Below are 21535 nucleotides of genomic sequence, written 5' to 3'. Positions count from 1 at the left end.
AACTTCCCCCTTATATGATTGATACGTTTTTTGTACAAACTACTTTTTTTATCATATATACTGCCTGTTCTAACTCTTCATTCATTACAATAAGTGGCGGTAATAGTCTTATCACATTAGGCCCTGCTTGTAATACGAGAAGTCCTTCTTTCTCTAGTTGTTCTATAAAACTTGCAACTTCATGCTTACACTCAATCCCAATCATAAGCCCCTTACCACGTATATTTTGAATATATTCAACATGTCGTAATTCCTCTCGCAACTTCTCTAATACGTACTCACCCTTTTCCTTTACCTCTTTTAAAAATGATGGATTCTTACTTACTTGCAATACTTCTTTCGCTGCAGCCATTGCAATATAATTTCCACCAAACGTTGAACCGTGTGATCCTGCAGTAAACGATGTTCCAAGTTCTTTCTGGCCAATCATCGCTCCAATGGGAATGCCATTGCCAAGCGCCTTAGCGGTAGTAACGATATGAGGATGTATTCCCATTTGTTCATAAGCAAATAATGTCCCTGTTCTTCCAATCCCTGTTTGTACTTCGTCAATAATAAATAAGGAACCGAATTTATTGCATAATGTTTCAATTGCTTTCAAAAAAGATAGATTAGCAGGTATGACTCCTCCCTCTCCTTGAACAACTTCTATCATAACTGCCGCGACTTCTTCATTCATTACTTCCTCTAACGCCTTTATATCGTTAAAAGGGATATGTAAAAAAGACGGAAGGAGCGGACCAAACCCTTCTTTCACTTTATTTTGTCCCGTCGCACTCATCGTTCCGAATGTTCTACCGTGAAAAGACTGCTCACATGTTATAACGAGAGATTTTCCAGTATGCTTACGGGCTAGCTTCAAAGCTGCCTCATTCGCCTCTGCCCCGCTATTACAGAAAAAAACAGAATCTAATGCTATATTTTCTGTTAATAATGACGCGACTTCTTCTTGTAAGCTATTTGTAAACAGGTTAGATATATGCCATATATCATGAAGTTGCTCTTGTACAGCTTTCATAACAGTAGGGTGACAATGACCTAAATTACATACGCCAATTCCTGATGTGAAATCTAAATATTGCTTACCATTTTTATCAATGACTTCCGTTCCACTCCCCTTTACAAACTCAATATTTCTTCTCCCATACGTTTGAAAAAGATGACTTGTCATACGATACTTACTCCTTTCGTTACCGTCGTTCCGATACAATCTCCCGTAACTTCAGTAAAATCTTTTGTACCGTTCACAATACTTATCTTTTGCACTCCCATTTTTAATGATGCTAGTGCCGCCTGTACTTTCGGGATCATCCCGCCTGTAATAACTCCTTTTTCTATAAAAGTAACAATTTCAAATTCATCCGTTTTCTTTACTAACTTTCCTTCATGTAATATCCCATCTACATCCGTAATAAAAATGAGTTCTTTTGCGGATAACGCGGCTGCAATTCCAGCTGCAGCGGTATCCGCATTTATGTTATAAATCTCATTATCATTTATCCCAACCGGAGCAATGACAGGAATATAATTCAAATTTATTAACCCTTTTAGTAAGGCTGTTTCAACATAACTTACTTCTCCCACATATCCTATTTCTTCGCTGACAGGTTGAACTTGAAGTAAATTGCCGTCACACCCTGAACAACCTACTGCAAGTAAATTATGCCTTTGCAACTTCATTACGAGTTTTTTATTCGTACTTCCGCATAGCACCATTTGAACAACATCCATAACTTCTTTTGGTGTTACTCGTAACCCATCTCTTTTTTCTACTTTGATGTTACAATCTTTTAATTGCGCATCAATTTCTGGGCCGCCACCATGGACAATCACTACTTTATACTTCTGTTGCAATTTCTTTATACAATCAAAAAACACATCATTTAATTGATCCAACATACTACCGCCGCATTTCACTACAATATAATCGCTCATCTTCCCTCTCCTTATGTACGATAACAAGCGTTTATTTTCACATATTCATAGCTTAAGTCACAGCCCCAAGCTGATCCGGTTTCTTCTCCTAAATGTAAATACACGTCAATCATAATTTCATGTTCTTTTAATTTCTTTTTCATTTCCTCTTCAGAAAACATTTGAGGTTCACTATTTTTTAACACAGCGATAGATTGAAGTGTAATATCAATTGTATTTGGATGAATCGCTACTTCACTTTGTCCCATACTACTAATAATTCGCCCCCAATTTGGGTCTTCACCATGTATTGCTGTTTTCACAAGACTCGAACCGACTATTTGCTTTGCAATTTTCTTTGCCTCTTCATTCGTTCGAGCCCCTAGCACATTTACTTCTATTAACTTCGTAGCACCTTCACCATCTTGTGCAATTTTTTTTGCTAAATCTTCACATACCTTCTGTAAAGCAAATACGAAAGTTTCCCAATCTGCATGTTCCATATTGATTGGTTTCGTTTCTGATAATCCACTTGCCATAACGATGACCATATCATTCGTAGAAGTATCTCCATCCACCGTAATTTGATTAAATGTATGATTCGTTATTTGTGATAATGCTATTTGCAATACATCATGCTCTATATGAGCGTCTGTCGTAATAAAACTCAGCATCGTTGCCATATTCGGATGAATCATCCCTGAACCTTTAGCAACACCAGCAAGCACCACTTTCTTCCCATCAATCTTCATCTCATAGCACGTTTCTTTCGTTATAAGATCCGTCGTTAAAATCGCTTCAGCAAAAGAACGTGCTTTACTTACTTCCTTCGTCGGGATAAGATTTGCAACTCCCTTTCGGATTATATCCATCGGTAAAGGAACACCAATTACACCTGTTGAAGCTACTGCAACGTAATTTTCTTTCACTCCAAAATGTTCGGCCCCTAATGCACGTATCTCGTACGCATCTTGTAATCCTTTCATTCCTGTACAAGCATTTGCATTTCCACTATTGACGATAATCGCTTGTAATTTCCCTTCAGCTACTATACTATCTTTCGTTACTTGCAGCGGGGCTGCTTGTATTTGATTCGTTGTATAAACGGCGGCACATGATGCTGGCACTTCACAAATGATTACACCTAAATCCTTTTTTTCTTTTTTTAAACCATTTGCAGTACCGATTGCCGAAAAGCCTTTTGGCGTTACAATTGAACCATTTTCTAATTTTGTTATAGACTCTACTTTAATCATCATGTCCCCCTTATAGATAAAGCGGCATATGTTGTAAACCTGTTGTTTCTTCTAGTCCCGCTACTATGTTTGCATTTTGAATCGCTTGCCCAGCCGCACCTTTCATCATATTGTCTATAACAGAAACGACTGTCACTCTTCCTGTTCTTTCATCGTAAGCTATCCCCATATCACAATAATTTGATCCCCTCACTTCTTTCGGACTTGGAAACTCTCCTTGCGTGCGAATTCGAATAAAAGCCGATTGTTCATATGTTTCTTCATATAATTTTTGAAGTTGTTCTATTTCCATTTCTCGTTTTACTTTCGCATAAAGTGTAACCATAATCCCTCGTGATATCGGTATTAAATGTGTACTAAACGTGATTGGCTTCGTTTCCCTATTCCACTCTGCAAGCATTTGCTCAATCTCAGGAATGTGTTGATGCTCATTTACTTTATAAATGTGCAAGTTATCGTATAACTCAGGAAAGTGAGTCATTGTTGTTGGCGTTTTGCCCGCTCCAGATACTCCTGATTTCGCATCAATAATAATGGAATCTTCTTCAATCATGCCGCTACGTACTAACGGCAATATCGCTAATAATGCGGCTGTAGCAAAACATCCTGGGTTTGCAATTAAATTTGCATTTTGAATCTCGGACCTTTTCCATTCACTTAACCCATATACAGCTTCCTTAAGAACTTTTTCTTTTGCAGCTCCCTTTTTATACCACTGTTCATATGTCGAAGGATCTTTCATACGAAAGTCTCCAGATAGGTCAATTACTTTTAAACCTACTGCTAATAATTTTGGAGTTAACTCTGCCGACACTCCTGCTGGGGTTGCTAAAAATACAATTTCTGCTTTCTTCTCTATCTCCTCAACATCAATTTCTTGTAACGTATAGACAAGAACATTTTGAAAATGCGGATATACATTTGTTATACACTCGCCAACTTGCGAAAAAGAATGGAGAGAGGCTATCGAAAAATATGGATGTTGCTCTAATAACCGAATTAACTCAATACCTCCATACCCAGTTGCTCCAATAATTGCGACTTTCATATGCTCCTCCTCATATCGATTCTTTAAATTAAGTATGATTATAATATTGTATATTTATAGAGTCAATTAAATATTTATAAATTTTACAAACTTAAAAAACTTAATTTTACTAGAAAAACAATATACACAACCGAATTTTTATACAGAAACAGTGTATAGTAGTTTTTTCATTTCACTTCAAGTACAATAAAACAATACATGTATACATACAGGCGGGGAAAAACATGAATGAGAAATTAATTGAGAAAATGATCATAAAAAGTTTTCAACAATATCAATGTAATCCTATGTCAAATGAGGATCAGGAAATGCTAATTAAACATATTCAAACGATAATTCATTCAAATACTGAAATTGATGTATACGAGGCAGTTGAAGATATCGTTTACGATTATGTGACTGGAAAATAAAAAAATAGGAGATTTCCATATGGAAATCTCCTATTTTTTACTTAATGATTTACCTGCAACACGCTCAAATAAACCTGGGAATAGAGCATACAATTTCGGACCAATGCCCATCCATTTCGGTAAGTTTACTTCACGCTTTTTCGTTTGCATCGATTTTACAATTTGCTCTGCTACATACGTCGGCTTTAACATATAACGTCCCATATTTTTCACATATGTACCGGATTGATCCGCTATTTCAAAAAAGTTTGTATCTATCGGACCTGGATTAATCGCTGTTACGAAAATATTTGTACTAGACAACTCCATGCGTAAACTATTCGTAAATCCTAGTACTGCATGTTTCGTCGCTGCATACGCACTCGATTTCGGAGTTGCAATTTTCCCAGCAAGTGAAGCAATATTAATAATATGTCCTTCGTTCCTTTTCACCATATAGGGTAGTACCGCTTTCGTACAAGCTACTAATCCAAATACATTTACTTGGAACATATCTTTCACTTCATCCATTGACGCATCTTCAAATGTTTTAAAAATACCAAATCCCGCATTGTTTACTAATATATCAATACGTCCCACTTCTTGTAATACCTTTGAAAAAACAGATTGTACTTCCGTCTCTTCACTTACATCTAATACATAATAATAGCAAGGCGTATTATAAGTTTCTTTAATTTTCTCTGCTAACGCTTTTAATTTCTCTTCTGTTCTAGCCATTAATACTGGAGTCGCCCCCTGCTCTGCAACTTGCATTGCAACTTGCTCTCCAATTCCACTAGAAGCACCTGTAATGACGATTACTTTATTTTGTAAACGTCCCGTCATTGCTGTCACCTACTTTGCATAATAAATCAATTGTTGCGAAGATTCATCAATCATCACTTGTTGATTATATGCTAAAAAGTCTAATTGTCCAACAGTTTCTGAAATAGTAAGCGGCAATTGCTCCTTATATAATACCGGAAATAGTTTTACACATACTTCAAATGCTGTCATTGGTTTTTCCTTTAATAACTCAAGCACTTTAAACGCACGTGTTTCTTGCTTTTGTAATCTCGTTTCAATAAGTTGTTTCACATTTAGAACATCTTCTCCATGTCCTGATAAAATGCGCGAAATATTCATTTCACTTAAACGCTTTAATGTTTGATTATATTGTAATAACGGGCGCGCCCTTTCTGTTTGTCCTTCATATGGTGGTTCTAATATGGGATTCGAAGAAATATGACTAATGAGAGCATCCCCGCCAATTAATATTCCATCAGATTCTCTATATAATGAAATATGAGTGGAAGCATGACCTGGTGTTTCGATTACTGTAAATCCAGGTAAAGAATCAATACGATCTCCCTCTCTCACAGTATGCGTTAACGATCTATTACAAGAATATTTAAGTGTCTTCGTCGTCAATAACGCCTCGTCTTTCAAAAATGCCGCTGGAACACCAAATTGCAAAGCTGTCTCTCTAAAAAACTCATGATACCACTTTAAAAATTTTGGATTTTGCGTGATCCAAGGCTCATTCCAAGGATGTCCAATAATGTTCGTTTTCTCAGAAAATATATTTAAAAGCCCACAATGATCCGCATGATGATGCGTAATGACTACTGTTTTAATATCTTCTATCGCATATCCTAATGTACCTAATTGCCTTTCTAACGCACTTCTTGCCTCTTCTGTATTCGTCCCTGTATCAATTAATGTTAATGTCTCCCCCTCAACTAAAAACACATTCACAGTTTCAACTGCAAATGGCACAGGAATCTCCATTCGGTGAATCGCCGTCATGCTTAGCCCCCCTGTCTCTTTCCGGTTCAAAAATGAATACTTCTTCAGTTTACAACTTCTATATATATTTGTCATTATTTTCAGATAAAAAGAGGTGTTTCCTATAAAAAAACGAATGTATGTACATTTATAAGAATTTCTAACCAAACTTAAAGGAGGAACATCATGTCTATTCAAAACATTTCCTTTCTCGGTGCAGGCTCTATTGCCGAAGCTATTATTGGTGGCTTGTTACATGCAAATGTTGTGAAAGGCGAACAAATTACCGTAAGTAATCGTTCTAACGAGACAAGATTGCAGGAGCTACATAAAAAATATGGCGTCAAAGGTACGCATAATAAAAAAGAGCTACTTACTGATACAACTATTCTTTTTCTAGCAATGAAACCAAAGGATGTTGCAGAAGCACTTACTCCTTTTAAAGAAGATATACATAATAACCTGCTTATTATTTCCTTATTAGCAGGTGTTTCTACTCACTCGATTAGAAACCTGCTTCAAAAAGATGTTCCAATTATTCGTGCGATGCCAAATACATCTGCAGCTATTTTAAAATCAGCTACTGCTATCTCGCCTTCAAAACATGCAACAGCGGAACATATTCAGACTGCCATAGCTTTATTTGAAACGATCGGTCTCGTCTCTGTTGTAGAGGAAGAAGATATGCATGCTGTCACTGCATTATCTGGAAGTGGGCCTGCTTATATTTATTACGTAGTGGAAGCGATGGAAGAAGCCGCAAAAACAATTGGTTTAAAAGAAGATGTTGCAAAGTCACTTATTCTTCAGACGATGATTGGTGCTGCTGAAATGCTAAAAGCAAGTGAAAAACACCCTTCTGTTTTGCGAAAGGAAATTACTTCTCCTGGCGGAACGACCGAAGCAGGCATTGAAGTATTACAAGAACATAAATTTCAACAAGCACTTATTTCTTGTATTACACAGGCTACACAACGATCACATAATCTTGGGAAAACATTAGAACAACTAACAAAAGAAAAATAAAAAATGGAGCTCAATTTTACTTGAGCTCCATTTTTTATTAACATATATTGTTTAGTTATTAGTCTTCCCAAAAATCTCTTCCTGCAGACGGCGACCAGTTGGTGTTGCTGCAAGTCCACCTTCAGCTGTTTCACGAAGTGCTACTGGCATCGTTTGTCCGATTCTAAACATCGCCTCAATCACTTCATCACATGGAATTGTACTCGTTACGCCAGCTAATGCTAAATCAGCTGAAATCATCGCATTCGCAGCTCCTGCTGCATTACGTTTTACACAAGGTACTTCTACAAGCCCTGCAACAGGATCACATACTAAACCAAGCATATTCTTTAATGAAATCGCCATCGCTGTAGCTGCTTGATCTTGTGTTCCACCAGCCATCTCAACTGCTGCTGCTGCTGCCATTCCACTTGCTGAACCTACTTCAGCCTGGCAACCTCCTGCCGCGCCGGAAATACAAGCATTATTCGCAACAACCATACCGAAAGCTCCTGCTGTAAATAAAAATTCGATCATCTCTTCGCGTGTCGGCTGTAATTTTTCTTGCAGTGCAAACAGTACACCTGGCACTGTTCCAGCAGACCCTGCTGTTGGTGTTGCACAAATAATTCCCATCGCTGCGTTTACTTCATTTGTTGCAACAGCTTTACTCACCGCGTCCAAAATCGTATCTCCAGATAAGCCTTTTCCGCTATTCATATACGCCTGAACTTTTACAGCATCTCCGCCAGTTAAACCAGTTGGTGATTTCACTCCGCGAATACCACGTTCTACTGCTTGCTCCATCACGACTAAGTTCTTTTCCATACCAGCAATTACTTCTTCACGTGAAATACTTCTTGTTTTCATTTCACATTGAATCATAATTTCTGCGATTTTTACATTTTGTTCTTTAGCTTGCGCCACTAGTTCCGCTGCGTTCCGAAACATGGTGTGTCCCCCCTGCAATTATTCCATAATAGTTACTTGACAAATATTTTGTTGCGCGTTTATTTCTTCAATCACTTCATCTGCTAATAATTCATCTGTTTCGATAACCATAAGCGCTCTTCTTCCTTTTTCTTTACGAGAAACACTCATTGTACTAATGTTAATTTCATGTTTCGCAAGGATTGAAGCTACTGCTGCAATAGCACCGAAGCGATCGTTATTTACAATAAGTAGTGCTGGACTCGTGCCTGTTAATTGAAGATCGAATCCGTTTAATTCTACAACTTCAATTTTACCGCCACCAATTGAGCAAGCAACAACTTCAATTTCTTCTTCACCTTTATACAAACGAATTCTCGCTGTATTTGGGTGAGGTGCATTTGCATCTTCTTCAATGAATTCTACTTCGATTTTGCGCTCTTTTGCTATGTCTAGCGCCTCTGGAATACGTAAGTCATCTGTTTCAAACCCTAATATTCCACCGATCAATGCTACATCCGTACCATGCCCTCGATACGTCTTTGCAAATGATCCATATAATGAAATGCTTACTCTTTCTGGTTCATGACGAAACAGCTGGCGAGCAACTTGCCCCATTCTTGCTGCGCCTGCTGTATGTGAACTTGATGGACCAATCATAACTGGACCAATAATATCAAATACTGAGCGATACTTCATCATAACTCCCCCTAAACCTCTATGCAAAAATTTTTTACTATTCTATTAAGCTACCGAATCGGTTGCTTTTCCAGTTGTACGACGAATTTGTTCCGCTATACGAATTGGATAGTTTTTGAATAACAGTGAAGCAATATATCCTGAAATAATACCAATTATCATAATAAATAAGAAACTTAGCATTACCTTCATTTAAAAATAATATAAGCTAATCCAGAATAAAGTCTGGTAGCAATCCAAAGTTTAACACAGAACCCCTTACAAGGATAGCATAAACAAGTGAAACGCCCATTGCTTTCATACCTTTTAGTGCTTTAAGGCTAAAAAGTAAAAAAAGACTTCATACAAATAATAGTAATATCTTTCCTATTATAAATTCCATGTTGCTCTCTCACGATTTAGTCAACTTCACTTATTACGACAAATGGCTAAAATGCATGTAGCCTACAATAAATTTTGATCTGCCCTCATTATAGCTCGCTTTTAATAAAACGCTTACTTTTAATGAATTTTAAAAGTTCTGAATAACGATCTGTTTTTGCTATTTGTACCACTCGTATGTCGTCTGACTTATATAACAGTTTTTCTAAACAATCGGTACTATGCATTTTTATCCCATCTCTTCACATCATTAAAACTTTCTGTTCCATCCAATATAAACATAAAATGATAACAGTTTTATTTTAAAATTTTTTTAGAAATAAAAAAATGGCAACCTTTCGTCACCATTTTTTCACACCATTATTATCTTTCTACCGGAAAAATTTTTAAGTCCGTAGCTATTTCTGTATTAGAAAATAGCTCTCTTGCCTCTTTCCATAATTCCTTATATGTATCCCCTTGATAACGAGAACTAATATGAGTCAATATTAATCGTTTTGCATTTGCCTGAAGTGCAATACTCGCAGCTTGCTTAGATGTGGAATGAAAATAATCATACGCTTGTTGTTCATCTTCTGCTGCAAAAGTTGCTTCATGAACAAGTACGTCAGCGTCTTGTGCCAGCTCTCTACTCGCTTCACAATATCTTGTATCACCTAAAATGGTAATAATTCTTCCCTTTTGAGGTGGGCCAATAAAGTCTTTTCCATTTAATATCGTACCATTTTCTAATTCAACTACTTCTCCATCTTTTAAACGTTTAAAGAGCGGGCCCGGTTTCACACCCATCTCCAGCAATTTATCGACTAAAAGAGCACCTTGTATATCTTTCTCTACAATACGATACCCAAAACATTCAATACCGTGTGACAATCTTTTCGTTTCCACGTGAAATTCATTATCTTCAAATACAGTACCTTCTTCTGTTATCTCCACAATTTCAAGTGGATATTTTACATGTGTCGTACTGACTGATAATGCCACTTCAATAAATTGTTTAATTCCTTTTGGTCCATACACTGTTAAAGGTGTAGTCCCTCCTTGAAATGAACGGCTTCCTAATAAACCAGGCAAGCCAAAAATATGATCACCATGTAAATGCGTAATAAATATTTTTTCAATGCGGCGTGGGCGTACTGATGTATGTAATATTTGATGTTGCGTCGCCTCGCCACAATCAAATAACCAAGTCTGTCCTCGTTCTTCTAACAATTGCAAAGCAATTGCCGAAACGTTCCTTCCTTTCGAAGGAACACCTGCACCAGTTCCTAAAAATACAAATTCCACTTTCTTTCCTCCAGCTCTTTATATAATCTACCTTTCATCTTACGGAATGTTATTTCAAATGGCAAATCGAATTTACATAACCAATCATCTAGACAACTATATAACACGAACGTTATACTCGAAAACCTTAGCAATTGTTCGTGTTTTATGCTAAAATGATTATACTACATTTTAAGGGAGCGTTTTATTATGAAAGAAGCATTTCGTTTACAAACTGATTTTTCATCTTCATTTGATCGCTGGGTAAGTTCTTTCGTGTCTGATCACCCAGCACAATTAGAATGGACGACTTTGAAAGAATTAATCCATGAATATACAACAACACATACAAATGATTCATTACCAACATATATTTCTTCAGCTTTAACATATTACGCACAACGCGTTTCAACAACAAACAGTTCAGAAATTGTTATTTTTGAAAATGCTACAATCTCATAATCTATAATAAAAAGCACTGGTTACAGTGCTTTTTATTTATACTTATTTAGCAAATCGGCATATTCCGTCCAAAAATTTGTATACATACTTCAATCAAATTCATCTAAATTTATCCTTTCACTTTATTTATTAAATAATTCTTTTGCTTGTAGTGCAAAAGAAACAATTTATTTTCTATAAAAACTTTATAGTAAAAAATTTCATAGTTAATTGTAAAAATAAAAGGTGTCATGATATTTACTACGTCATGACACCTTCTACATAAACTTATTTTCTAACTTTTGCTGAAAAGACTTTTCTTGCTTACGTAATAATTGACTACCTCGTTGTAAAATCGGCATTCCATACTTATCATTAATTTGATCGATGACAGCAAGTAGCGGCTCTTCTTTCGCATCTTCTTCAAATGAAAACAAATCTAATTGTTTCACCGATTCTGTCTTCCACTCTATTTCAGTAGCTGTAACACCTAATAAACGAACGGAATCACCGTCCCAATGTTGCTTCCATAAACGAGAGGCTGCCTGAAAAATATCTCGTTCTTCCCAAATGGCATTTTTCAGTTGCTTACTCCGCGTTACTGTCCGCCTATCATGATATTTAATCATAATTTGAATATTATAGCTGACAAGAGTTCGCTTTTGTAATCTTTTACTCACTGATTTTGATAGCCGTTCTAACATATCAAGTAATTCTTTCTCTTCATCCATATCCTTTGAAAAAGTCATCGAATTACCGACACTTTTATGTTGTCCCATTTGACTCGGATCAACTTCCCTATCATCCATACCTTTTGCCCGCTGTTGTAAATCAACACCATGCTTTCCAATTTTAGCGCGAATGATATGTTCGTTTCCTTTTGCTAACTGCTCAATTGTTTGTATATGAATATCATTTAATTTTTCAGCTGTTTTTTCTCCAATTCCATGCATCGCTCCAACCGGAAGTGGCCAAATCATTTCTGGAATATCTCGTTTTCGAAGCACCGTAATACCGAGAGGCTTTTTCATATCAGAAGCTGTTTTTGCTAGGAAAAGATTTGGAGCAATTCCGATGCTACATGGAAGTTGTAACTCTGTTAATAACGCCTGCTGAATCATCTTTGCTATTTCAAGAGGTGAACCGAGTGCGTAGCAATCTGTAATATCTAAATACCCCTCATCTATAGAGACTGGTTGTATTTTTTCCGTAAAACGGGAAAGAATTTGAAACATTTGAAATGAAGCTTCACGATATAATGTAAAATTAGGACGCATTACAACTAATTGCGGGCATAACCTTTTTGCTTCCCAAAGAGGCATCGTTGTACGTATTCCATAGTCTCTTGCCTCATAACTACATGTTATGATAATTCCTTTTCTTTCTTTTTCATTCCCGGCAACTGCTAACGGCTTCCCTTGTAATGATGGGTCATGAGCAATTTCAACAGATGCGAAAAAACAATTCATATCTACATGCAAAATAACACGACCATTTTTCGGATACATTTCTCGCATAATACTCACTCCTAATCAGAACGTTCGTTCTTTCATTATATCAAATTTTGCATAATAGTTATAATAATTGCTTATTCTTTTCCTTTTATACATTTGATATAATTTACATAAAATGTATAAAATCACAAAAAGGGGTGATTATGATGAAATCAACTAATAAACTCAACTATACGTTCCTTGTGATTATATTACTCATAGCCATTAATTATTTACTGCTTCCTATTTTTAATATTAATACGTTTGGGTTCTTCCCTCGCCTAGTACATATAGCAACAACTTATATATTGCCATGGATTTTCTTATATTGGCTGATCCGCCTTGTAAAAGCAATTGAATCAAAATAAAAAGCGTGTAAATCAATTGTGATTTACACGCTTTTTCTATTACATTACTTCGCTACTTCTTCAATAATTGCTATAACTAATTCTGCTGTTTTCGCTAATTCTTCAACAGGAATCTTTTCGTTTGTTGTATGAATTTCTTCATAACCAACCGCTAAGTTAACTGTTGGGATACCGTGTCCTGCAATTACGTTTGCATCACTTCCGCCACCACTTTGGTGAAGAGAAGGTGTACGACCAATGTTTTCAGCTGCACGTTTTGCAACTTCTACAACGTGATCGCCATCAGCAAATTTAAATCCTGGATACATAACGTTTACTTCAACGTCTGCTTGACCGCCCATTTCTTTTGCAGTTGTTTCAAATGCCTCTTTCATTTTCGCAACTTGTACTTCCATTTTCTCATTGATTAAAGAACGCGCTTCTGCAAAGATTTGTACATGATCGCAAACGATATTTGTTTGTGTACCACCTTCAAAACGTCCAATATTTGCAGTTGTTTCAGAATCAATACGACCAAGTGGCATCTTCGCAATTGCCTTCGCTGCGATAGTAATTGCAGATACACCTTTTTCTGGTGCTACACCAGCATGAGCTGTTTTCCCACGAATAATTGCATTCACTTTCGCTTGTGTTGGAGCTGCAACAACGATTTCACCAACTTTTCCATCGCTATCTAATGCGTAACCGTATTTCGCTGTAATGCGCTCACGATCTAATGCTTTTGCACCAACAAGACCAGATTCTTCTCCAACTGTAATAATAAATTCAATTTTACCATGAGGGATGTTTTTCTCTTTTAAAACACGAATTGCTTCGAACATTGATGCTAATCCAGCTTTATCATCCGCACCTAAAATCGTAGTACCATCTGATACGATATATCCATCTTTAATAGAAGGCTTAATTCCATTACCAGGAACTACTGTATCCATATGAGAAGTAAAGTAAATTGTATCAACACCATCTTTTGTTGCTGGTAAAGTACAAATTAAATTACCTGCACCATGCCCAGTAACAGCCATTGTGTCATCTTCAAATACTTCTACACCTAAATCTGTAAATTTCTTTGTTAATACTTTGCAAATTTCTGCTTCAAATTTCGTTTCAGAATCTACTTGTACTAATTCCATAAATTCATTTACTAAACGTTCTTGATTAATCATAAGACTGCGCCTCCTGCACTACCATTATGTATGTAACACTATTAATTATAACAGAATTTCGCAAAAGTTTCGAAATACAAGACAAAAAACAGACGGTTTATATGTCTAGATAACCATCTGCTTTCTATTACTCATTTAACAATACCCAGCGCATATGATCTTCCCATACTCCATTTACCATTAACATCTTCCTAGACACGCCCTCATATTGAAAGCCTATCTTCGTCACTACTTGTATAGATGCTAAATTTCGTGGCATAATTGGTGCTTCTATACGATGTAACTGAAATTCTTCGAAAGTAACTTGAATAGCTTTCCTAAGCGCTTCTGTCGTGTAACCTTTATTCAACTCTGCCTTATCTAATTTATAGCCGAGCACACAAGATTGATAAATACCGCGAACGATTAGATTAAATGAGATACACCCGATAATTTTTGTATCATCACCCTTTTTAAAAATCCAAAGCCTGATGATTTTACCTTCTGCAAACTCTTTTCTATCCTTTTGTAACTTTTTCTTCTGATAATCTAACGTAAAAAAATCATCCGGTCTATACTCTTCCCAAGCTTTTAAAAATTCACGATTTCTGTCGTAATATTGAAGAACTTTTTCAGCATACGACTCATCAATTTCCCTTAAATGTAAACGATTTGTTTCATATATTTTCATCATCGTATCTCCATTCTTCAGCTTGCATAACAAAAAAATTATACTCTATCATTATTATATATTCTCTACATACATACAAATTTCCTGTTATACTTTACACGCACTTCTCGAATTTTGTCACTTCTCTCCCCTTGTCCACAATATCATTTCTCGTTACAATGATATTGTACTGATTTGCAAGGAGGTTTAACGATGCATAAAAAAGCTCAAAAAGTTATGATTTATGTAATGCTAATTTCTATGCTTGTAACAACATTACTTGCTGGCGCAAGTATGTTTTGGTAAAAAGGACGATCTGTTCGTCCTTTTTTTACTTTTTACACATAACATAATAAAATAAACCATCTCGATATCGAGATGGTTTATTTTATATAAAGCACAATCGCTACAATACTAAAGGAAAATGACATTACAAGTGCTGTTATAAAACTTGTATATTGTTTCTGCTGAAATGCTCCAATAACAAAAGTAAGATTGAGTAATGCCATACATACAATTGCTACAAGATAAGAACATATATTAAAAGTTGCCAATATGAATGTAATAACAAATAGAAATCCCATAAAAAATTGCATATACGAAATTTTTGGATTCAAGTACATATGAGCAACCCCTTTATCTAATTTTTTATCCCGATTGGTGAGGGCTGATAATCCGCGGGTAAAAAACCTCCCACTAATTAAAGTTTCACTTTATCTTTCTATACTCTCATTAACTCATGGTTATGTACACATGTCAAGACAACTTATTACAATAGAAAAAGCCAACCTTTTCGTTGGCTTTTTCATATGCAATGGCTCCTTTTTGTTTTGCCAATTGCTGAAATGATTTTTTCGACTTCACAATCCATACTTTCGTTCCAATTGGAATGCGATCAAATAAATACTCCACATCGTTTTTCTTCATTCTTATACATCCTTGTGAAATATACTTTCCAATTGAACTAGGTTGGTTTGTTCCATGTATTCCATATTTACTTCCATCAGTTCCTCTTGCATTAAATCCAATCCACCTTGACCCAAGTGGATTTTTCGGTGACCCACCTGGAATATCCTTCGCAATATAATACGGATCCTTTGCTTTCATTACAACATCAAAAGTTCCCTCTGGAGTTAATTCATTTGTTTTCCCTGTCGCTACTGGAAAAACCTTTTGAATCTTTCCATCGTCAATATAAGCTAGTTTATTCGTCGCTTTATTTACAATAATAAAAGGATCTCCGGCACGTGGATTATCACCAAGAGGCCAAATAGGCGATAAAGAAAGACATAATATGAAAGAGAGAAGATACGGCATAATAATTCCTACCTTCTATATAAGTTCTTTTATATTATCCTTTCCCTTAAAACGGCTTTTAATGAGTAAATATTGTTCCATTTCATACACAAGTTGAACAAGCTTCGCACGTATCTCAAATTCTTCACGTGTAACGGGCAATGGCATGTCTCTAAATAATTCTCTCATTTCTTGAAGCTGTCTTAAGGAAATAACCCCAGTACTCTCAGGGCTAATAGCATTTCCAATGTTTTCAACCACATCCGCAATCATATCAGCTTGTTCATATGTCCATGATAAAGAAGCTGCTAATGGTATCATCCGTTCTAAAATTTCGAATTGTTGCATGCGCATATTAAAATAACGATAGTAATAGCCATCTTCTCGCATAAATGCATTCTCAAGTTTCTTAAACGATAAATCCCTTGCTTCATTTAGCATATTTTCAGTTTCAATAAGTTCTGCCCCGCTCCAGCTACTTTCTCTGTTTCGTAAATACACGACCATTTCAAACAAAATTGTTTTAAAGTTACTTTCTATTGTATCCTGATACTCTTTTAGCTTATTTTCACTACTTGGCATATACATATTCACTAATAAAGCCACGCTAATTCCTATCGTTAATATCGCAATTTCATTCCCAACAATAAGCCATGTAATTTGTTTCAATGAATATAGATGCATCACAATAACTGAACTCGTGACAATACCTTCTTGAATTTTGAGCATAACTGCAGTCGGAATAAATGTAAGTAATAATATACTAATTGCAAGTGGTGTATATCCAATTGTTTCAAAAATACAAAACGCGAATACCATTGATAATACACAAGCTAAAAAACGATGTAGCGATACTTGAAGTGATTTACGTTTCGTATTTTGTACACATAATATAACTAAAATGCCCGCTGAACTATAAAATTCTAATCCTAATAACTGCGCAATAAAAACTGCCGCACCTGTCCCTATTGCTGTTTTTACTGTACGATATCCAATTTTAAACATATCATTACTCCTATATGTATAAGTGTATTTACAGTTAGTGTCAACTACCCCACTGAGATGAAACGCTTCAGTGGGGCTTGAGTTAGAACGCTAGGTCTTTTCATCTATCGCTAGACAGTTGACGCTCTAGCATTCATGCCACCTTACAGTAACACCTCAAGTATGTTTTTGGTTGGTACTAGAAACGAACAATCGTTTTCCCACTTGCACCACCCTTTCGAAAAAGAGCAATTCTTCCTTGCGGAAGAAGCCACCACTCAGATGACTCCGGCGTGTGCTACAAGCCCCGACAAGTCGAGTACACATGGATGGTTGACTCACCCACTAAGCTATGCGCGAAGCAACAGCCTTACGTTTTTGCACTTCTAATAGAATCGGTGTTTTCACTTTGAGATTGTCATCCAATTGTACCACTTTTGATTTTTGCAATGTATTCAATGCACCATTAATATCAGCATGGATACATATTCCTGCTCTACTTTGGTACAGACCACGATTGATTCGTTTGCCACTAAAGCGATAATGCGTCCTATCATCCTTAGACCAAGCTGGAACACTATCTTTATCAAGAAAACTAGCTTTTGAAGTATAGCTTTCTTCTTGTTTTAAAAATCGTATACCTTCTTTTACACATTTATTCTCAATCGCTACAATCAGTTTATGAAATGGGATTTGCACAAATTTTTGATTATTCTTTTTCCCCATATCAGATTTTTGTTTCCAACCAGCGTTATACCCTACGACAACCGTATCTATGTTACATGCTTTCACTTTTTTGAACAACAAGCCTACAGTTTGTGAAATGTAACCATTTATTTGTCTTTCTCTTTTATGCCAAAGTGCAGCCACTTGATTTGTTACAATACGTTTTGAAATTCCATTGTCCATATTTTTCTGTTGTAGATTACGTATCATTTTATTGAAGTACTGGTTAATGGATTTCAATTTTTTTCCATCAATTAAGAATGTATCACCCGTATTTGTTACACAACTTAATAATCTGTCTACACCTAAATCGCAACTCAAAGCGTTACTAGTAGTCGTGGATGGCTTCTTCATTTGAGAAACGTGCATTTCATATGTGTAATGCACCTCAAAGAACCGACCTTTTTGCTTTGGTACAATCTCAATGTAGGAGATTTTTTTATTTCTTAAGTTTTTAGGCATACGTATTTTAATGGAACCGAATTTTTTTCTGAATGCAACATTCATCGGAATCATCCAATACCCGTTATCATCCACTTTTGGAACTTGATAGATTTCAATGATTCGTTTGTCCGTTGAACGAGAATAATTCGGAAACTTAGGACGACCTGTGAAGGTTTCAGGTTTTTTCTTCCACTGTTCCCATGCTTTAAAAAAGCTCTTCACTTCTGTAAATAAGGCTCTACGAATCGCTTGAACAGAGTTTGATTGCATGCCCGAGTAGTTCATATCGGCTTGCATGGCAGTGTCCACTTCTTTTACAGTAGCCATTTTGTTATTGTTCAAGTAACTTTGTTTAATAATGTACAATCCAACATTTCGCAAAGCTTTTGAACTATGCGACATGCGTTGCAGTAAACGAAATTCTTTAGCCGTAAGGCAAGCTCGTCCGATATTTTGTTTCTGCGTGAAGCGTTGCAGGGTTTCTCTTTTCTTTTGTTTTCGTAATACTTTCACTGCTTTCTTTTTAGTCATTGGTTTCACCACCTTTCTTAGAGAAATAATTTTGTAATTGTTAATTACTTTTGACCAATCAATATTTGGAACGAAACGGAACAAAATGTGAACATGGTCTTCATCATAATTACTTTTGGTTCAAGTGACCGAATGATGATTATTATCCAATTTCGTTGCCTTACGATATATTCCCTCCTTATTTACGACAGATTATATCGTAGATAAGGAGGGAATATTCGCCCTCAAAAAATTGTTATGAACGAAACAAAAGTGTTTGGTCTACCTTCTGACGACAATTCATCTCCACCTGAATTGTTGGGTTTCACCCGTAACACAAATCAGATGGAGTCTTCTTGCCGGAAGGGATAAAAAAGGATGACACAATGTCATCCTTTTCTACTTATTATTCACGCAACCTTTACATATTACAATATTTTTTGTAAAAATTGTTGCGCACGTTCACTTTTCGGTGCTACAAAAAATTCTGCTGGCGCACTATCTTCTACAAGCTTTCCACCATCTAAAAAGAGAACACGATCTGCTACTTCTTTTGCAAATCCCATTTCATGTGTAACAATCACCATTGTCATTCCTGTCGTAACTAATGATTTCATAACTTCTAACACTTCTTTTACCATCTCTGGATCTAGTGCTGATGTTGGTTCATCAAATAACATAACTTCTGGTTCCATCGCTAACGCTCTCGCAATTGCTACACGTTGCTTTTGTCCTCCCGAAAGACGATTGGGATACGTATCTTTTTTATCTAATAAACCGACCTTTTCTAAAAGTTTCTCGGCTTTCTTGTCAGCTTCTTGTTTCGTTACTCCTTTTACATTGATAGGAGCATACGTAATATTTTCTAATACAGTCATATGAGGAAATAGGTGAAAATGCTGAAATACCATTCCGACATTTTCACGAACGTGCATAATATTCGTTTTCGGATTCGTTACTTCTTCCGTTCCAATCCAAATGTGACCATTTGTCGGTGCTTCTAGCACATTCATACAACGTAAAAATGTTGATTTCCCTGATCCAGACGGTCCAATAATTGCTACTACTTCCCCTTTTTCAATCGTTGTTGTAATCCCTTTTAATACTTCGTTTTTTCCAAATGATTTATGAAGGTTTTCAATTTTAATCACTTTTCTTCATTCTCCCTTCAATTGCCTTCCCGACTAATGTAAGAATAATGACTAGCATATAATAAATGAGTCCAACAAAAAGTAATGGTTCAAGATATTTAAACGTCTCACCGCCTACAATGTAAGCACGGCGCATTAAATCGGTCGCTCCTATTACTGTTACTACAGCCGATTCTTTCGTAAGTGTCGCAAACTCGTTCACAAGCGCTGGTAATATATTTTTTAATGCTTGAGGGAAAATGATATTTCGCATCATTTTCCCGTAAGGAATTCCTAAAGCCATCGCTGCTTCTGTTTGTCCTTTATCAACCGCTTGAATGCCGGCACGAATTACCTCTGACATATATGCACCTGAATTTAAGCTAAATGCTAATACAGCTGCTACGAATGCTGGTATTTCATAACCAATTATTTGCGGGACACCGAAATAAATAATCATTAATTGCAATACAAGTGGTGTACCACGGAAAATTGATGTATAAAAATCTGCCGCTATATTTAATGCTCGTATTCTAGCAATTTTGCAAAGCGCTAATAACGTTCCTAAAATAAACCCAACTAACGCTGATACTGCTACAATTTTTAAAGTAACTTCTAGCCCTTTTAAAATATATGGTATCGAAGGCGTAATCGCCGAAAAATCTAAGTTCATTCTTTTCATTCCCCTCACAGAAAAGTGAAAGGCAGCTTATTTTTCGCTGCCAAACCATTTCTTCACTAATTTATCCATTTCTCCATTTTCTTGCATTTTTTTAATTACTTTATTAAATTCTGCTGTTTTATCACTGTTTTTCGGAAGGGCAATTGCTGCTCCTACTTCTTCTGGTGCTTCTTTAATTTCAATTCCTTGTAATTCTTTCATTTTTTCTAAATAATTTTTAGCAACTGTGTCTTCTATAATTGCAGCTTCAAAACGACCAGCTTTAATTTCTTGTACGATTTCTGGTATACGGTCACGTCCCTCAACTTTGAAATCTACTTGTTTTTTAAATTCTGCTGCTTTCTCTTCTTGGATAGATCCTGTTTGTACCCCTACTTTTTTCCCTTTTAAATCCTCTACAGATTGAATATTAGAATCCTTTTTAGAAACGACCATGTTTTTCGCAACAAAATATATATCTGTGAAATCAACATTATTTTTACGCTCTGCCGTTGGCGTCATACCTGCCATTACGAAATCAACTTTTCCTGAGCTAAGGGATGCTAATAAACCACCAAAATCCATATCTTTCACTTTCACTTCATAACCAAGTTCTTTTCCGATATATTTAGCAACATCAACATCAAAGCCGATAATTTCATCACTTTTTGAAGCTTCTACGTATTCATATGGTTTATAATCTGCTGAAGTCCCCATAACCAGTACTTTCTTATTTTTTCCACTAGCCTTTTCTTCCCCATTACTACAAGCACTGAACATACTTACAATTAAAATAAGTGCAAACGATATTGATAATAACTTCTTCATCTTTCTTCCCCCTAATAATGTATATTTAAAAGTTTAATAGAATATTTATTCGATGTTTGTATTGTATCAGCACTTTAATTTTTATGCAATATATAAAATAAAAATAAATAAAATATCAATACAAACACCGTTCGGTATGTATAAAATGTTGCATAAAATAACAAAA

General features: G+C 35.8%; 25 protein-coding genes and 1 pseudogene. 5 read left to right on the top strand and 21 right to left on the bottom strand.

Features of this window, described 5'->3' with window-relative positions; translation table 11 throughout:
• Positions 1-10: 10 nt before the first annotated feature.
• Genes argD through argC form a run of 4 tightly spaced genes read right to left on the bottom strand, consistent with a single transcriptional unit; the run spans position 11 to position 4218 of the window.
• Positions 11-1171 (bottom strand): acetylornithine transaminase, encoded by a 1161-nt coding sequence (gene argD / locus MNO09_RS09140; RefSeq protein ID WP_000200520.1) that lies wholly within the window; start codon positions 1169-1171, stop codon positions 11-13.
• Positions 1168-1935 carry an acetylglutamate kinase gene (argB, locus tag MNO09_RS09135; RefSeq protein ID WP_001286780.1) on the bottom strand — a complete coding sequence of 256 codons (768 nt, stop codon included), beginning with the start codon at positions 1933-1935 and terminating at the stop codon, positions 1168-1170. Before argB ends, argD begins: the two co-directional genes overlap by 4 nt.
• Before the next feature lie 11 nt (positions 1936-1946).
• Positions 1947-3170: a bifunctional glutamate N-acetyltransferase/amino-acid acetyltransferase ArgJ gene (argJ, locus tag MNO09_RS09130; RefSeq protein WP_000598466.1), complete on the bottom strand. Its 1224-nt coding sequence runs from the start codon at positions 3168-3170 to the stop codon at positions 1947-1949.
• Positions 3171-3180: 10 nt separating this feature from the next.
• Positions 3181-4218, bottom strand: a complete 1038-nt coding sequence (gene argC, locus MNO09_RS09125) for an N-acetyl-gamma-glutamyl-phosphate reductase (protein ID WP_000861234.1) — start codon at positions 4216-4218, stop codon at positions 3181-3183.
• A gap of 224 nt (positions 4219-4442) precedes the next feature.
• Here argC and MNO09_RS09120 point away from each other — a divergent pair, with 224 nt between their 5' ends.
• Positions 4443-4628 (top strand): YqzH family protein, encoded by a 186-nt coding sequence (locus tag MNO09_RS09120; protein WP_001003210.1) that lies wholly within the window; start codon positions 4443-4445, stop codon positions 4626-4628.
• Between the two features lie 30 nt (positions 4629-4658).
• On the opposite strand, the gene MNO09_RS09115 is transcribed toward MNO09_RS09120, so the two are convergent.
• Complete coding sequence (locus MNO09_RS09115) at positions 4659-5453, bottom strand: SDR family oxidoreductase (protein WP_000147808.1); 795 nt, start codon at positions 5451-5453, stop codon at positions 4659-4661.
• A gap of 9 nt (positions 5454-5462) precedes the next feature.
• Positions 5463-6416, bottom strand: a complete 954-nt coding sequence (locus tag MNO09_RS09110; protein WP_000125143.1) for an MBL fold metallo-hydrolase — start codon at positions 6414-6416, stop codon at positions 5463-5465.
• A gap of 165 nt (positions 6417-6581) precedes the next feature.
• Here MNO09_RS09110 and proI point away from each other — a divergent pair, with 165 nt between their 5' ends.
• Entirely contained in the window at positions 6582-7421 is an 840-nt protein-coding gene (gene proI / locus MNO09_RS09105) for a pyrroline-5-carboxylate reductase ProI (RefSeq protein ID WP_000027261.1), read from the top strand.
• A 51-nt stretch (positions 7422-7472) separates the two neighbouring features.
• Here the strand turns inward: proI and sdaAA are convergent, their stop codons facing one another.
• The 4 genes from sdaAA to rnz all read right to left on the bottom strand — a co-directional run bounded on the left by sdaAA (position 7473) and on the right by rnz (position 10697).
• Positions 7473-8351 carry an L-serine ammonia-lyase, iron-sulfur-dependent, subunit alpha gene (sdaAA, locus tag MNO09_RS09100; RefSeq protein WP_000489470.1) on the bottom strand — a complete coding sequence of 293 codons (879 nt, stop codon included), beginning with the start codon at positions 8349-8351 and terminating at the stop codon, positions 7473-7475.
• A gap of 18 nt (positions 8352-8369) precedes the next feature.
• On the bottom strand, positions 8370-9029 hold the full coding sequence (gene sdaAB, locus MNO09_RS09095) for an L-serine ammonia-lyase, iron-sulfur-dependent subunit beta (RefSeq protein WP_000877441.1): 660 nt from the start codon (positions 9027-9029) through the stop codon (positions 8370-8372).
• Positions 9030-9074: 45 nt separating this feature from the next.
• A complete protein-coding gene (locus MNO09_RS09090) occupies positions 9075-9212 on the bottom strand; it encodes a hypothetical protein (RefSeq protein ID WP_164083070.1) in 138 nt (45 codons plus the stop codon).
• A 561-nt stretch (positions 9213-9773) separates the two neighbouring features.
• Positions 9774-10697: a ribonuclease Z gene (rnz, locus tag MNO09_RS09085; RefSeq protein WP_000397450.1), complete on the bottom strand. Its 924-nt coding sequence runs from the start codon at positions 10695-10697 to the stop codon at positions 9774-9776.
• A gap of 189 nt (positions 10698-10886) precedes the next feature.
• Here rnz and MNO09_RS09080 point away from each other — a divergent pair, with 189 nt between their 5' ends.
• Positions 10887-11138 carry a DUF3932 family protein gene (locus MNO09_RS09080; RefSeq protein ID WP_000656495.1) on the top strand — a complete coding sequence of 84 codons (252 nt, stop codon included), beginning with the start codon at positions 10887-10889 and terminating at the stop codon, positions 11136-11138.
• Positions 11139-11227: 89 nt separating this feature from the next.
• Here MNO09_RS09080 and MNO09_RS31000 read toward each other — a convergent pair.
• Both MNO09_RS31000 and MNO09_RS09075 read right to left on the bottom strand, forming a co-directional pair.
• Positions 11228-11305: pseudogene (locus MNO09_RS31000) on the bottom strand (DNA polymerase IV); the annotation flags it as partial.
• 90 nt (positions 11306-11395) lie between these two features.
• On the bottom strand, positions 11396-12634 hold the full coding sequence (locus MNO09_RS09075) for a DNA polymerase IV (RefSeq protein WP_001208847.1): 1239 nt from the start codon (positions 12632-12634) through the stop codon (positions 11396-11398).
• Between the two features lie 143 nt (positions 12635-12777).
• On the opposite strand from MNO09_RS09075, the gene MNO09_RS09070 reads away from it, so the two are divergent.
• Entirely contained in the window at positions 12778-12978 is a 201-nt protein-coding gene (locus MNO09_RS09070) for a hypothetical protein (RefSeq protein ID WP_000843272.1), read from the top strand.
• A gap of 44 nt (positions 12979-13022) precedes the next feature.
• Here MNO09_RS09070 and MNO09_RS09065 read toward each other — a convergent pair whose 3' ends face one another.
• Both MNO09_RS09065 and MNO09_RS09060 read right to left on the bottom strand, forming a co-directional pair.
• Positions 13023-14141 carry a tripeptidase T gene (locus MNO09_RS09065; protein WP_000609806.1) on the bottom strand — a complete coding sequence of 373 codons (1119 nt, stop codon included), beginning with the start codon at positions 14139-14141 and terminating at the stop codon, positions 13023-13025.
• A 127-nt stretch (positions 14142-14268) separates the two neighbouring features.
• Complete coding sequence (locus MNO09_RS09060; protein ID WP_033657628.1) at positions 14269-14814, bottom strand: GNAT family N-acetyltransferase; 546 nt, start codon at positions 14812-14814, stop codon at positions 14269-14271.
• A gap of 189 nt (positions 14815-15003) precedes the next feature.
• On the opposite strand from MNO09_RS09060, the gene prli42 reads away from it, so the two are divergent.
• Positions 15004-15096, top strand: coding sequence for a stressosome-associated protein Prli42 (gene prli42, locus MNO09_RS09055; protein ID WP_000549038.1), 93 nt, complete (start codon positions 15004-15006; stop codon positions 15094-15096).
• A gap of 77 nt (positions 15097-15173) precedes the next feature.
• Here the strand turns inward: prli42 and MNO09_RS09050 are convergent, their stop codons facing one another.
• The 7 genes from MNO09_RS09050 to MNO09_RS09020 form a co-directional block, all read right to left on the bottom strand.
• Complete coding sequence (locus MNO09_RS09050; protein WP_000281162.1) at positions 15174-15413, bottom strand: DUF3894 domain-containing protein; 240 nt, start codon at positions 15411-15413, stop codon at positions 15174-15176.
• A 133-nt stretch (positions 15414-15546) separates the two neighbouring features.
• Entirely contained in the window at positions 15547-16107 is a 561-nt protein-coding gene (locus tag MNO09_RS09045; protein ID WP_001146549.1) for a L,D-transpeptidase, read from the bottom strand.
• Between the two features lie 15 nt (positions 16108-16122).
• Positions 16123-17091, bottom strand: coding sequence for an aromatic acid exporter family protein (locus MNO09_RS09040; protein ID WP_000472675.1), 969 nt, complete (start codon positions 17089-17091; stop codon positions 16123-16125).
• A 324-nt stretch (positions 17092-17415) separates the two neighbouring features.
• On the bottom strand, positions 17416-18834 hold the full coding sequence (locus tag MNO09_RS09035; protein WP_241043315.1) for an RNA-guided endonuclease TnpB family protein: 1419 nt from the start codon (positions 18832-18834) through the stop codon (positions 17416-17418).
• A gap of 344 nt (positions 18835-19178) precedes the next feature.
• Positions 19179-19901 carry an amino acid ABC transporter ATP-binding protein gene (locus MNO09_RS09030; RefSeq protein ID WP_000590214.1) on the bottom strand — a complete coding sequence of 241 codons (723 nt, stop codon included), beginning with the start codon at positions 19899-19901 and terminating at the stop codon, positions 19179-19181.
• Positions 19894-20553 carry an amino acid ABC transporter permease gene (locus MNO09_RS09025; RefSeq protein ID WP_001046922.1) on the bottom strand — a complete coding sequence of 220 codons (660 nt, stop codon included), beginning with the start codon at positions 20551-20553 and terminating at the stop codon, positions 19894-19896. Before MNO09_RS09025 ends, MNO09_RS09030 begins: the two co-directional genes overlap by 8 nt.
• 36 nt (positions 20554-20589) lie before the next feature.
• A complete protein-coding gene (locus MNO09_RS09020; protein ID WP_000735469.1) occupies positions 20590-21369 on the bottom strand; it encodes a transporter substrate-binding domain-containing protein in 780 nt (259 codons plus the stop codon).
• Positions 21370-21535: the final 166 nt, after the last annotated feature.

The sequence above is a fragment of the Bacillus sp. N5-665 genome (assembly GCF_022637375.2).
Lineage (GTDB): Bacteria > Bacillota > Bacilli > Bacillales > Bacillaceae_G > Bacillus_A > Bacillus_A wiedmannii.
The sequence above is the reverse complement of the archived record's forward strand: the minus strand, read 5'-3'. Positions and strand labels throughout refer to the sequence as shown.